This window comes from Streptomyces sp. NPDC101237, assembly GCF_044767465.1.
GTDB lineage: Bacteria > Actinomycetota > Actinomycetes > Streptomycetales > Streptomycetaceae > Streptomyces > Streptomyces gramineus.
The window spans coordinates 67,771-80,721 of sequence record NZ_JBIWNY010000020.1; the positions used below are offsets into that span (position 1 = coordinate 67,771).

The window sequence follows — 12,951 nt, forward strand, 5'->3', positions numbered from 1 at the left end:
GGCCGGTCGTGGCCCGCGTCGGCGGCCGCCCGTACGCACGGTTGTCCACAGCCTCCCGCGTGAGTGTCCGGGTGAATGGTTAGTCTCGAAGATGTGAGCAGGCTCCAGGTCGTCAGCGGCAAGGGCGGGACCGGAAAGACGACGGTCGCCGCCGCACTCGCGCTGGCCCTCGCGACCGAGGGGAAGCGGACGCTTCTCGTGGAGGTCGAGGGTCGGCAGGGCATCGCCCAGCTCTTCGAGACGGAGGCATTGCCGTACGAGGAGCGAAAGATCGCGGTGGCCCCGGGAGGAGGTGAGGTCCATGCGCTGGCCATCGATCCCGAACTGGCCCTTCTGGACTATCTCCAGATGTTCTACAAACTCGGCGGGGCGGGCCGGGCCCTGAAGAAGATCGGTGCGATCGACTTCGCCACCACCATCGCGCCCGGTCTGCGGGACGTCCTGCTGACCGGCAAGGCGTGCGAGGCGGTGCGCAGGAAGGACAAGGCCGGGCGGTTCATCTACGACTACGTCGTCATGGACGCCCCGCCGACCGGCCGCATCACCCGCTTCCTGAACGTGAACGACGAGGTGGCCGGCCTCGCCAAGATCGGCCCGATACACAATCAGGCGCAGGCCGTGATGCGGGTGCTGAAGTCCAAGGAGACGGCCGTGCACCTGGTCACGCTCCTGGAGGAGATGCCGGTCCAGGAGACCGCGGACGGCATCGCCGAGCTGCGGGCCGCGCGGCTCCCGGTGGGACGGGTCATCGTGAACATGGTCCGGCCCCAGGTGTTGGACGCGGCCGATCTGGAACTCGTACGGAGCGTGCCGCGCACCGCCGTGGCGCAGTCGCTGTCCGCCGCCGGACTGGGCGGGGCGCGGCGCGGCGGCAAGGCCGAGCAGCTGGTCGGCCCGCTGCTCACGCAGGCCACCGAGTACGCCGAGCGGTACGCGCTGGAGCACGAGCAGCGCGCGGTCCTCGCCGAGCTGGACCTGCCGCGGCACGAACTGCCGCTGCTCGTCGAGGGGATGGACCTGGCGGGCCTGTACGAACTCGCCACCGAGCTGCGGGAACAGGGGATGTCATGACTTCGGACCCGGATCCGGACCCGGCGCTGGACGGCGGCCGCCGGCTGGCCCACGCGCCCTCGCTGGACGTCGACGCGCTGCTCGACGACCCGAACACGCGGATCGTGGTCTGCTGCGGCTCCGGCGGAGTCGGGAAGACGACGACCGCGGCGGCGCTGGGGCTGCGGGCCGCGGAGCGCGGCCGCAAGGTGGTCGTCCTCACCATCGACCCGGCCAAGCGGCTGGCGCAGTCGATGGGCATCGACTCGCTCGACAACGTGCCGCGGAAGGTGAAGGGCACGGAGGACCGGAGCGAGGCGGGCCAGGGCGACGGGGCCCCGGACCCGGCGCACCACGCGGAGGAGACCGCGGACGCCGCGGAGCACTCGGACGGCGGTCCGGCCGCGGACACCGGATCCGAGGCGGACGGGGATCCGGCCAAGGGCGGCGGTGAACTGCACGCCATGATGCTCGACATGAAGCGCACCTTCGACGAGGTCGTCGAGGCGCACGCGGACGCCGAGCGGGCGGCCGCCATCCTGGCCAACCCCTTCTACCAGTCGCTCTCCGCGGGCTTCGCCGGCACGCAGGAGTACATGGCGATGGAGAAGCTGGGCCAGCTGCGGGCCAGGGACGAGTGGGACCTGATCATCGTCGACACCCCGCCCTCCCGGTCCGCGCTGGACTTCCTGGACGCGCCGAAGCGGCTCGGCTCCTTCCTGGACGGCAAGCTGATCCGCCTGCTCACCGCACCGGCGAAGCTGGGCGGCCGCGCCGGCATGGCCTTCCTGAACGTCGGCATGTCGATGATGACCGGCACCCTGGGCAAGCTGCTCGGCGGGCAACTGCTGAAGGACGTGCAGACGTTCATCGCCGCCATGGACACCACGTTCGGCGGGTTCCGTACGCGCGCGGACGCAACGTACAAGCTGCTCCAGGCGCCCGGTACGGCGTTCCTGGTGGTGGCGGCTCCGGAGCGGGACGCGCTCCGCGAGGCCGCGTACTTCGTGCAGCGGCTGGCCGCGGAGGACATGCCCCTGGTCGGGCTGGTCCTCAACCGTGTCCACGGCAGCGGCGCCGACCGGCTGTCCGCCGAGCGCGCACTCGCCGCCGCGGAGAACATCGAGGGCGCGGAGCACCCCGAGAGTGCGGAAAATCTTGAGGAGTCCGGCATTGTCGATCAGGGGGGCGGGAAAGCTGGACTTCGTAACTCTCCCGACACGTACGGCAGTTCTGAATCATCCGCGTCCGAGTCCGACGATTCCCCCTCGTCCGGACTCGACGGGACGACGGCGTCCCGGACGCACCCGGCACCCCACGCGGACGGCGATCCGAGCCGCACCGTGGACCAGCTCACCGCAGGCCTGCTGAGGCTGCACGCCGAACGCATGCAGCTGCTCTCCCGCGAGCAGCGCACACGTGACCGCTTCACCGCGCGCCACCCCGAGGTGGCCGTGGTGGAGGTGGCCGCGCTGCCCGGCGATGTGCACGACCTCGCGGGACTGCGGGACATCGGCGACCGGCTCGCGGCCGGCCGCTCGGAGCTGCCGTAGCCGCGCAGCCACAGCCGAGTCGCCGTGGCTGTGTACCGCTGGTCGTCCGCGTACCCGCGGAGTGCCCGGGGCGTACCGGTGGCGCGCCCGGGGAGTCACCGGAGGCGTATGCCTCCGGCAGGTCCGACGGGGCGGTCAGCCGGTCGTTCGACGGGTCGTCCAGCCAGTGAAGCGGCGCGGCAGGTCGTCCGGCCCAGGGCGCGGCGGCCGTCCGGCCGACGCGCGGTCGTCGTCCGGCCGGTGGCGCGGTGGTCGTCCGGCCGACGGCCCGGCAGGGCTTCCAGCCGGTGGTGCGACAGGGCGTCCAGCCGCTGGTGCGGCGGGTGGCTCAGCTCACCGCCGCGTAGTTCTCGTACACCTCGTCGTTGTCGAGGGGGACGATGCCGGTCCCCCGCTCGTACTCCGAACGCGCTGTCTCCAGGAGCCTGCGCCAGGAGGTCACGGTGGGACGCCTGCGCAGCAGTGCGCGGCGCTCCCGCTCGGTCATTCCTCCCCACACGCCGAACTCGACGCGATTGTCCAGCGCGTCGGCCAGGCATTCCGTGCGTACCGGACACCCGGTGCACACCGCCTTGGCCCTGTTCTGCGCTGCTCCCTGAACGAACAGTTCATCCGGATCGGTAGTGCGGCAGGCAGCCTGCGCACTCCAGTCGGTTACCCAGCCCATACCGGCGCCGTCCTCTCCCGAATCGAGGCTCCCCCACGGCGGCAGCGGCATATTCACCGCCGCCAGTTGAGGACGTTACGGAAGGTGGGCACAGCGCAACACCCCCTTCGGGCCCAATCTTGAATGGCCCGAACGGACTATGGGTAAGCGGCAGATCACCCGCGGGAGTGAGCTGGCGACATGCGTGATCACCCCGGCAAAGCGGGACAGCTGCGGCGCGCCACAACGGACGCCGGATGACACACGAGGCGGATTCGGACACACCATCAACACATCACCCGAAGAAATGTGGGCGGGTCCGGAACGATTCGGGGTCGCCGGACGTATTGATACGTGGCCGCACTGCTGTGACAGTTGAGAGCAGCTTAGGCCAAGGCCTGCGCGCGTGTCCGGCGAATGACAAGGTAGACCGTCCATGTCGTCGTGCCGTCGGGCCGTGCCGGCGGTGTCGTCCTCTATGTCACGATCCGGCACCCGAACATCCCGAGAGCCGCCCGCACACGCGGAATGCTCATCCCTACGGATTAGGCTGCCCCCATGCCAAAGAAGCGCTCGGGCGGTGGTCTGTCGACCACGCAGCAGGCCGCCAAGTTCCTCGGTGTCAGTGTGCTCGCGGGAGCCGTCATGGCGGGCATCGCACTGCCCGCGGCCGGCGCCCTGGGCCTCGCGGCCAAGGGCTCGGTCCAGGGCTTCGACGACATCCCGGCCAACCTGAAGAGCCCGCAGCTGAGCCAGCGGACCAGGATCCTCGACAGCAAGGGCAACCAGATCGCCCAGGTCTACTCCCGTGACCGCACGGTGGTGGAGCTCAAGGACATCTCGCCGTACATGCAGAAGGCGATCGTCGCGATCGAGGACTCGCGCTACTACCAGCACGGCGCCATCGACCTGAAGGGCGTCCTCCGCGCGCTGAACAAGAACGCCGTGAGCGGCGGGGTCGCGCAGGGCGCGTCCACGCTCACCCAGCAGCTGGTGAAGAACTACTTCATCGAGGAGGCCGGCGACGACCCCACCAAGGTCGCCGAGGCCACCCAGCAGACCCTGGGCCGCAAGGTCAAGGAGCTGAAGTACGCGATCCAGCTGGAGGAGAAGCTCGGCAAGAAGAAGATCCTCGAGAACTACCTGAACATCACCTTCTTCGGTGAGCAGGCCTACGGCATCGAGGCCGCCTCCCAGCGCTACTTCTCGCAGCACGCCAAGGACCTCAACCTCCAGCAGTCGGCGCTGCTGGCGGGCATCGTGCAGTCGCCCAGCCGCTACGACCCGGTCAACGACGAGGCCGAGGCCACCAAGCGGCGCAACGTCGTCCTGGAACGCATGGCCCAACTCGGCGACATCTCGAAGGCGGAGGCCGACAAGGCCAAGGAAGCCCCGCTCGGCCTGCACGTGACCCAGCCCAAGAACGGCTGCATCACCGCCGCCAAGGGCGCCGGGTTCTTCTGCAAGTACGTCGAGAACGTCTTCCTCACCGACCCGACCTTCGGCAAGACCCGCGAGGCGCGGGCCAAGCTCTGGAACCAGGGCGGCCTGACCATCCGCACCACCCTGGACCCGCAGGCCCAGGACTCGGTGCAGGCCTCGGTCAGGGACCACGTCTACAAGGCGGACTCGGTCGCCGCGGCCGCCACCCTGGTGGAGCCCGGTTCCGGCAAGATCCTGGCGATGGGCCAGTCGAAGCCGTACGGCTACAACAAGAACGAGACCGAGTACAACTTCTCGGTCGACCGGGACTACGGCGGGTCCAACTTCGGCTTCCCGACGGGTTCGACGTTCAAGCCGTTCGTCGCCGCGGCCTCCATCGAGGGCGGCAAGCAGGCGACGCAGGAGTACTCGGCGCCGTACAAGATGGCCTACCCGAGCCCCGTCCAGCAGTGCGACGGCAAGCAGTGGGTCAACACGACCAACGAGCAGGTCGAGAACGAGAACGAGTCCGAGGTCGGGCCGTACCAGATGAAGAAGGCGATGGCGAAGTCCATCAACACCTACTTCGTCCAGCTGATCTCCGACATCGGCCTGTGCCCGGTGGTCAAGATGACCGACGCGCTCCACGTCCACCAGGGCGACGGCTCGAAGCTCCCGCAGACCCCGGCCATCGCCCTCGGCGCGATCGGTCTCTCGCCGCTGACCATGGCGAGCGCGTACGCCACCTTCGCCGACCGCGGCATGTACTGCACGCCGGTCGCCATCGAGTCGATCACCCAGAAGGCCGGCAACGAGCAGAAGTCCCTGCCCGTGCCGAAGTCGACCTGCTCGCGTGCGATGAGCGAGAGGACCGCCGACACGATCAACACCCTGCTGCGCGGTGTGGTCGACTCCGGTACCGGTCAGGAGGCCGGCCTGGACGACCGCGAGAGCGCGGGCAAGACGGGTACGACGGACCAGCGCAAGAACGCCTGGTTCGTCGGCTACACGCCCAACCTCGCGGGCGCGGTCTGGGTCGGCAGCGCCAAGCAGAACGTCGAGATGACCAACATCACCATCGGCGGTGTCTACCACTCCGAGGTCTTCGGCGCCGACACGCCGGGCCCGATCTGGAAGGACGCCATGACCGGCGCCCTGGAGGGCAAGCAGACGGAGTCCTTCAACCTGGTCGACATCCCTGACGAGCCCGACCGCGACAAGGGCAACGGAAACGGGAACGGCAATGGTCACGGCCGGGGCAACGACACGGGCGGCCTGATCGGCGGCCTCGTCGGCGGCGCGGGCAACGGCGGCGGCAACAACGGCGGGAACAACGGAGGCAACTCCTCTCCGAACCCGACGTTCTCCTTCCCCGACGGCTTCATCCAGGGCAACGGGAACGGCGGCGGCAACGGACACGGCGGCCGCAGGAACTGAGCAGCCCGCCGGCACCCAACCGGCTCCGGCTCATCGACGGACACGACGGCGGGGCCGCACCTCTCGCGCAGAGGTGCGGCCCCGCCGTCGTACCGCCCGTAAGGGAAGGCCTCCGGTGATCTCCGGGGCCCCGGTGTCAGCCCTGGAGCCGCTGCTTCACCGCGGCGGCGACCCGGCCACCCTCGGCCAGTCCGGCCACCTTCGGGTTCACGATCTTCATGACGGCGCCCATGGCCCGCGGGCCCTCGGCACCCGCCGCCTTCGCCTCCTCGACGGCCGCGGCGACGATCCCCGCCAGCTCCTCGTCGCTGAGCTGCCTGGGCAGGTAGTCGTCGAGGATCACGCCCTCGGCCTTCTCCCGCTCGGCGCTCTCGGGACGGCCGCCCTGCGCGAAGGCCTCGGCCGCCTCCCGGCGCTTCTTCGCCTCCTTGGCGATCACCTTGAGCACCTCGTCGTCGGAGAGCTCGCGCTTCTCCTTGCCCGCGACCTCCTCCTTGGTGATCGCGGCGAGGGTCAGCCGGAGCGTCGAGGAGCGAAGCTCGTCGCGTGCCTTGATCGCGGAGTTGAGGTCGTCGTGCAGCTTCGACTTGAGCGTGGTGGTCATGGTTCCGATTGTCGCAGGTACGTCAGGCGGACCGCCCGCCGTTTTACCGGCCTCGGCCGTGGGACGGGGTCGGGGCCGGCTGTGGGGCAGGGCCTTTGCCGGGGGCGGGTGACCGGGGGCGGGTGACCGGTGCCGGGGGCGACTGGCCGGCTGCGGCGACGGCTGGCCGGGGGCGGGGGCGGCTGGCCGGCTGCGGCGACGGGTGGCCGGTCAAGAGTCCCCCGCGCGTCTGACACGATGGTCGTATGCGCGCTCGATACGGAGTACCCCTGGGAATCGCGGCGTTCGGCGCCGCCGGTGTGTTGTACGCGGCCGGCTTCGAGGTCCGATCGTTCCGCCTGCGCCGGGTCACGGTCCCGGTGCTCCCGCCGGGGATGCGTCCGCTGCGCGTGCTCCAGGTCTCCGACATCCACATGGTGAGCGGACAGCGCAAGAAGCAGCGCTGGCTCCAGTCGCTGGCGGGCCTGCGCCCGGACTTCGTGCTCAACACGGGCGACAACCTGTCCGACCCGGAGGGCATCCCCGAGGTCCTGGACGCGCTCGGCCCCCTGATGGACTTCCCCGGCGCCTACGTCTTCGGCTCCAACGACTACTACGGCCCCAAGCCCCGCAACCCCGCCCGCTACCTCCTGGAGAAGGTGAACGGCAAGCACGGCCTGAACGGCAATCCGCCGGTGGTCGGCGCGATCCACCTGCCGTGGGAGGACCTGCGGGACGCGTTCGACGGGGCGGGCTGGCTGAACCTGACCAACACCCGCGGTGTCCTCAAGATCGAGGGCGTCTCGGTCGAGCTGACCGGACTGGACGACCCGCACATCAAGCGGGACCGGTACGTGCAGGTGGCGGGTGGCCCGTCCAGCACGGCGGACTTCTCGATGGGCGTGGTCCACGCCCCGTACCTGCGTGTCCTGGACGCCTTCACGGCCGACGGCTACCCGCTGGTCCTGGCCGGCCACACCCACGGCGGCCAGCTCTGCGTCCCCTTCTACGGCGCCCTGGTCACCAACTGCGACCTGGACGCGGACCGCGTCAAGGGCCTCTCCCGGCACACGGCGGAGGGCCGTACGTCCTACCTGCACGTGTCGGCGGGCTGCGGCACCAACCGCTACACGCCGGTCCGCTTCGCGTGCCCGCCGGAGGCGACGCTGCTGACGCTGGTGCCCCGGGACCAGGCCCCGGCGTAACCCACTCGGCGTAGAACAACATGCCGGTCATGCCCTCTTGTTCCTAATTTGAGGGCATGACGGCTCCCATACCCCGGGACATCCCGGACCTCCCCGCGGTCCCGGGTACACCCGTGCTGCTGCCCGGCTACGTCCCGGCGACGGCGGTGGTGGCCCCCATCCGCCGCCCCGCGACCGCAGTGTTCCGCCTCGTGACGGCGGCGCTGGCGGCGGCGGGCGTGGCCCTGGAGCTGCTGCTGGGCAGCTCGGACCGGATCATGAGCTACTTCGGCGTCCAGGCGGCGGTCATCCTCGCCCTGGTCAGCCTGGCCTCGGCCCGTCGCGCCTGGCAGGCGTCCCGCCCCCTGACCTCGGCCCTGACGGGCGCGGCACTGCTCTACATCGTGATCTCGGGCCTGGTGTACCACCTGCTCCTGGGCCACACCACGCCGCCGTTCTCCATGACGGGCTCGGCCCACCCGCCGGTGGCCTGGCACGGCCAGTGGCTGGCCCTGCAGCTCCTCTACACGGCGGCTCCGGTGGCGGCCCTCGTGGACTGGCTGATCCTCACGCCACCCGGCCGCCTGCACCTGCGCCAGACCGCGGCCTGGATGCTCTATCCCCTGGCCTACCTGGCGTTCTTCCTGACCCGAGCGGAGCTGTCGCTGCCCGGCACACCGGGCCGCTACCTCTACTCCTTCCTCGACGCCGAGCAGCACGGCTACCGCGGCGCCCTCGCCAACGCACTCCTGCTGGGCCTCGCCTGCTACGGCCTCGCGGTCCTCCTGGTGGCCCTCGACCACGCCCGCCCGAACCCCGTCGGCCGCCGCCCATAAACCGGATTTCGTCTCACGCCACCGGTGGGCTAGAGTAAACGACGTCGCCGCAGCGAGCAGGACCGCAGCGACATCGGGGTGTAGCGCAGCTTGGCAGCGCGCTTCGTTCGGGACGAAGAGGTCGTGGGTTCAAATCCCGCCACCCCGACAGCCAAATAGCAGTTCAGAGGGCCCTTACCGAGTTGGTAGGGGCCCTCTGGCGTTGCTGCGTGTCTGCCTGCGTGACTATCGCTTTCTGAGTGCCTACGGCTTCCGCGGATCGGCTCCGAATCCGAGGATGCTGTCCATGACGACGGCGCCGGTCTGGATCACGGGCCGGGTCTGCTTCCGGTAGAGCTCCTCCGTCACGGCCGTACCCGAGTGCCTGACGGGCCGGGAGATCTCCTCCAGAGGCACGCCTCGGTCAGAGAGCAGGGACAGGAAGCTGTGGCGGAGCTCCCGGGGTGTCCACTCCGCAGCGTCGACCCCGTCGACATCCTTGAGCGCCTGGCGGAAGGCGCGGCGGCCGTTGGCGGCGTCGAGCGGCTTGCCAACGGCCGAGGAGAAGACGAGCCCGTGTTCCTCCCAGTCGTCACCGGCGGCAAGCCGGTCCCATTCCTGGTCTTCGGACTGCTGCCAGAGAGCGTCGACGCAGCGCGCCGGCAGGGCGAGGGTGCGCCGGGCTTCCGGGTCTTGGTGTCGCCGCTGCGCCGAACCGAACGCCACACGGCGATGTGGGGAGGCTGCCGCGGATCGACGTCAGGGCGGCCCCTCAGGGAGACGTGGTCCCAGGTGAGGGCGCGCGGTTCTCCGGTGCGGGCACCGGTCAGCAGCGCGACGACGATGTACGGGTACATCGAGGTTCCTTCGGCCCTTGGAGGACGGCCTGGGCCTGGGCGAAGGTGAGCGCTTTCGACGGGCGGCCAGCCTGTCCCTGGGGTACCGAGCAGAGTTCGACGACGTTGCGCTTCACCTTGTCCCGCGCCATGGCAGGTCCGCAGACTGCCCGACGCGCCGGAAGCTTACGGGGCCATGATCACTCGCGCCGAAGCAGCTCCCGGTCAAAGTCACTACACCGACCTGGGCCCTTGCCTGCCCGCTCCGCGCCGAGAACACCCGAGGAGCACGCGCGAACCTCAAGCTGTCCTCTGAAACCGATCATCTCACTGTCTCGGACATGTCCTGTGCATAGTGTCCAAGTGATCGATCGCCACGGGGGCGGTCCACCAAATAAAGGTGTCACATGGGCATCAGCTCACGGCGCGCTGTGACCGGCGCTGCCACTGCATTACTTCTCTGCCTCGTGACCGGGGGCACTGCCGTCGCTGAGGAGGCGCCGTCCGGCAGCACGACGTCTGACAGCGCAGCGTCCGACAACACGGCGATATCTGCCGATCAAACGACGGATGTCAACGACAGGCAGGGTTGGGAAGACACCACCGATCGGCCGGTCGAGGAGAAGACGCCGACCATGTGTGACAGACCGGAGACCTGGTACACCCTCTCGTACCAGAACTACCACGTCCCGTCCTTGTGGAATGGCACCAGCTACAAGGACGGTCCGGGCGGCAACATGTCCGTGTCTGTGACCAAGAGCGGCACCATTTCCGGCGAAGTCTCGGGCAGTGGTGAGTGGTCGGCCGGGGCCATCCTCGCGAAGGCCAAGACCACCATCAGCGTCAAGGTTGCTGCCAGCGTAAGCGTCACCACCGGCCACAACTACTCCCACGACATCAGCCGGAACAAGTACGGCCATCTGCAGTACGGGTCGTGGGGCTACAAGATGACCTGGAAGCGATGGCGTTCCAGCAGCGGCAGCAGCTGCAACACCGTTGAAATAGGTCACGGAACAGCGGTCTACCCCACGTCCGAGACCGGTTGGAAGTATTGGGAAACCTCCTCATGACCATTTTGAGCTCGCGAGCCTGGTTCGCCCGATGCGTTGTGGCAGCGTCGGCGTTGCTGCTGACCTCGTGCACCTCTGGAAGCGGGGACGGTGAGGCCGCCAAGACGTCGTCATCGCCCGCGGCGAGCGCGTCTCAGGCTGCGGCCAAGGCGCGGGAGAAGAAGCTGACCGACCAGGCCCAGGCAGCCCTTGCCGCCGTTCACGGCGGGACGATGGTTGAGGCTGGCGCGGAGCGCATGACTGACGGCATTCACACAGAGCCCACCCTGAACCAGGGCAAGACGTACAAGCTCAACTTGGTGTGCGTCGGCAGCGGCAGCGCGCAGTTGACATTGATACCGGCTAGCGCTGGGCCGACGACCGACGTGCCGTGCGATCAGTCAGTGGTGCAACAACGGATCACTGCGCACAAGCTGCCAGTACGCATCGATGTCGATGGCACCAAAGGATCTACAGGTGTAATCGCATGGCAGATCGACACCGTCTGATCGAAGCACTCAGTGCGTTGGAAGGGATCGTCGTGGCCGGTGGACCGTGTCGAGGTGTGGGTCATGACGGTCGGGGGCGGGGTTCGTCCCCGTCATAGGCCGCCAGGGCGGTCTGGCGGCATTCCAGCAGGTCACCGAGGATCTCCGGGGTCATGTGCTCCTGGGTCAGGGCCACGGTGGCTCTGGCCTCGACCAAGGCCCAGGCGTGCCGGGCCCGTTTGTTGGCGCGGCGTCTGGTATCGCTGCGCAGGAAGCCCGCTCCCGCCGCGAATCCGGTGGCGGCCAGGGCAGTGAAGGCGGCGGGCACTCGGGCGTCCGGCGAGGCCAGTCCCGCTGTGCCCGCCGCACCGGCGAGCAGGGCCGCCGGGAAGCCGAGGGCGATGTCCATATTGGTCCAGAACTCGGACCGGTGATGGGCCAGTGCTCTCTGCCGCGTCGCCTCGTCCCTCAGCCGCTCGTTCTCGGCACGCAAGCGGCGCTCGGGCCCGTCCGGACTCAGGTGGGTGGTTCCGTCAGCGGGAGTGGCTACGGGGGAAATTCCAACACGGTTGCGGCTAGGAGTAGTTGGCGAGTCTGCACAACCCTCGGGCATGGCGCACCGTGCGTCGCTGACAACTGCCGTTCACCCATAGTCGCAGGGTGATGGCAAGGAGTTGTTCTACGCGATCCCAATGGAGGTGCGGGACGCGTTGCAGCGGTGTGCCGGGCAGCATCTGATCGAGTTCACCGGGGAAGCGCGGGCGCTGGAGCGGCGGGCCTGCAGGTCCGCGGGAGGGCCCGTCGCCGTGGACGGGAGGGCGGGAGGGGGCTCGGGGCGGGCGGCGTGAGGCGCTTCATGACGATCGCCGTCACGGACTGGCTGGAGCGGGCCGCGCGACTGAGGCAGTGGAGCCGGCACGGGGTGCGGGCACCGCACAAGCCGTTGCTGCTTCCGCTGTACGCGCCGGCCCGTTTCCAGTCCGATGCCGAGGGCGAGTCGCGCTACACCTCGGTGGAGGCCGATCTGAAGCGGCTGCTGGCGGAGTACGGGCCGCCCCGCGGCACTTCACCGGCCTACCCGGGCGACCGCTGATCGGCCCTCAGCCCGGCATCCGGCCCGTCGCCGAGGCCCACCGGGCCTGGCACACCGACCAGGTCTTCCGCGGCTCGCCACGGCTCGCGGCCCCCTGACGGCACGTCCGTCCCGGTCACGCTGGGTGCGCCGGGGCGAGCCGGGCCATGGAGACGCCCGGCCGGGAGGTTCCCGGCCGGGCGTCTGGGCGGTCGTCGGAGGGGGTGGGTCGGCTACCAGCCGCGGTCGCAGTCGGAGCCGATGTCCGTGACCTGCGCACCCGGGCTGCCCTCGCCGTTGAGCAGGTTGCCGCCCAGGCCGTTGAGGATGCCCACCTCGCCGAGGACGTCGAGGTTCAGGTCATGGGACCTGCACCCGCCGCCCTGCATGCCGTGCATGCCGTGCATGACCTGCGCGTCGGCAGGGCCGGCGCCCAGGAATCCGACACCGCTTATGATCGCCACCGCCACGGCAACCTTGCGAAAACTGGTCATATCTCCTCCTCCGGAAAAATGAGCGGATCGTCAGAAAATCCACTCGGCGCTCATTTGGGAGGCTAGATCGACATCTCCCCGGGCGCCCTTCGAGGAAGCCATCCGGGGGGCCAGGGACGGTTTCTGAGGGCCGATCGGCTGATGCGGCTCCCGTCGGGGGCGGCGTGGTGGGGGCTGGGGATCGTGCAACTTCGGTGACTGGCAGCGGAGTTCGGGCGGGTGGGGTGGCTGGTGTGCCGGGCGTGGGGGCGCCGGGGGCGGGTGCCGGGTCGCCGCTCCGGCTCCGACCGGCGTTCCACCGGCCCCCTGGCTACTCTGCACG

11 protein-coding genes, 1 tRNA gene and 2 pseudogenes are annotated in these 12,951 nt (G+C 69.5%); 9 read left to right on the top strand and 5 right to left on the bottom strand.

Translation table 11 applies throughout. The features are described 5' to 3' along the window. Positions 1 to 93 precede the first annotated feature (93 nt). Both ACIRQ9_RS27880 and ACIRQ9_RS27885 read left to right on the top strand, forming a co-directional pair. Complete coding sequence (locus ACIRQ9_RS27880) at positions 94 to 1,071, top strand: ArsA family ATPase (protein ID WP_404179099.1); 978 nt, start codon at positions 94 to 96, stop codon at positions 1,069 to 1,071. After that, positions 1,068 to 2,603: an ArsA family ATPase gene (locus ACIRQ9_RS27885; RefSeq protein WP_404179102.1), complete on the top strand. Its 1,536-nt coding sequence runs from the start codon at positions 1,068 to 1,070 to the stop codon at positions 2,601 to 2,603. The genes ACIRQ9_RS27880 and ACIRQ9_RS27885 overlap by 4 nt, the downstream gene beginning before the upstream one ends. A gap of 328 nt (positions 2,604 to 2,931) precedes the next feature. On the opposite strand, the gene wblA is transcribed toward ACIRQ9_RS27885, so the two are convergent. After that, complete coding sequence (gene wblA, locus ACIRQ9_RS27890) at positions 2,932 to 3,270, bottom strand: transcriptional regulator WblA (RefSeq protein ID WP_063777071.1); 339 nt, start codon at positions 3,268 to 3,270, stop codon at positions 2,932 to 2,934. 537 nt (positions 3,271 to 3,807) lie between these two features. On the opposite strand from wblA, the gene ACIRQ9_RS27895 reads away from it, so the two are divergent. Continuing rightward, a complete protein-coding gene (locus ACIRQ9_RS27895) occupies positions 3,808 to 6,108 on the top strand; it encodes a transglycosylase domain-containing protein (RefSeq protein WP_404179105.1) in 2,301 nt (766 codons plus the stop codon). A gap of 136 nt (positions 6,109 to 6,244) precedes the next feature. On the opposite strand, the gene ACIRQ9_RS27900 is transcribed toward ACIRQ9_RS27895, so the two are convergent. Then, a complete protein-coding gene (locus tag ACIRQ9_RS27900) occupies positions 6,245 to 6,712 on the bottom strand; it encodes a GatB/YqeY domain-containing protein (protein WP_404179108.1) in 468 nt (155 codons plus the stop codon). Positions 6,713 to 6,957: 245 nt separating this feature from the next. Between ACIRQ9_RS27900 and ACIRQ9_RS27905 the strand changes: the two genes are divergently transcribed. The 3 genes from ACIRQ9_RS27905 to ACIRQ9_RS27915 all read left to right on the top strand — a co-directional run bounded on the left by ACIRQ9_RS27905 (position 6,958) and on the right by ACIRQ9_RS27915 (position 8,859). Then, positions 6,958 to 7,896, top strand: coding sequence for a metallophosphoesterase (locus tag ACIRQ9_RS27905; protein ID WP_362643145.1), 939 nt, complete (start codon positions 6,958 to 6,960; stop codon positions 7,894 to 7,896). 56 nt (positions 7,897 to 7,952) lie between these two features. Continuing rightward, on the top strand, positions 7,953 to 8,711 hold the full coding sequence (locus tag ACIRQ9_RS27910; RefSeq protein WP_404179111.1) for a Pr6Pr family membrane protein: 759 nt from the start codon (positions 7,953 to 7,955) through the stop codon (positions 8,709 to 8,711). Positions 8,712 to 8,785: 74 nt separating this feature from the next. Then, a tRNA-Pro gene (locus tag ACIRQ9_RS27915) sits at positions 8,786 to 8,859 on the top strand. A gap of 95 nt (positions 8,860 to 8,954) precedes the next feature. On the opposite strand, the pseudogene ACIRQ9_RS27920 reads toward ACIRQ9_RS27915, so the two are convergent. Continuing rightward, positions 8,955 to 9,681 (bottom strand): annotated as a pseudogene (locus tag ACIRQ9_RS27920) (site-specific integrase); the annotation flags it as partial. A gap of 252 nt (positions 9,682 to 9,933) precedes the next feature. On the opposite strand from ACIRQ9_RS27920, the gene ACIRQ9_RS27925 reads away from it, so the two are divergent. Together ACIRQ9_RS27925 and ACIRQ9_RS27930 are read left to right on the top strand one after the other, a co-directional pair. Then, a complete protein-coding gene (locus tag ACIRQ9_RS27925) occupies positions 9,934 to 10,596 on the top strand; it encodes a hypothetical protein (protein ID WP_404179114.1) in 663 nt (220 codons plus the stop codon). Continuing rightward, positions 10,593 to 11,084, top strand: coding sequence for a hypothetical protein (locus tag ACIRQ9_RS27930; RefSeq protein ID WP_404179117.1), 492 nt, complete (start codon positions 10,593 to 10,595; stop codon positions 11,082 to 11,084). Before ACIRQ9_RS27925 ends, ACIRQ9_RS27930 begins: the two co-directional genes overlap by 4 nt. Before the next feature lie 61 nt (positions 11,085 to 11,145). Here ACIRQ9_RS27930 and ACIRQ9_RS27935 read toward each other — a convergent pair whose 3' ends face one another. Further along, positions 11,146 to 11,556: a hypothetical protein gene (locus tag ACIRQ9_RS27935; RefSeq protein WP_404179119.1), complete on the bottom strand. Its 411-nt coding sequence runs from the start codon at positions 11,554 to 11,556 to the stop codon at positions 11,146 to 11,148. A gap of 363 nt (positions 11,557 to 11,919) precedes the next feature. Here ACIRQ9_RS27935 and ACIRQ9_RS27940 point away from each other — a divergent pair. Further along, a pseudogene (locus ACIRQ9_RS27940) lies at positions 11,920 to 12,144 on the top strand (restriction endonuclease); the annotation flags it as partial. A 224-nt stretch (positions 12,145 to 12,368) separates the two neighbouring features. Here ACIRQ9_RS27940 and ACIRQ9_RS27945 read toward each other — a convergent pair. Further along, complete coding sequence (locus ACIRQ9_RS27945; RefSeq protein ID WP_404179121.1) at positions 12,369 to 12,629, bottom strand: hypothetical protein; 261 nt, start codon at positions 12,627 to 12,629, stop codon at positions 12,369 to 12,371. Between the last annotated feature and the right edge of the window lie 322 nt (positions 12,630 to 12,951).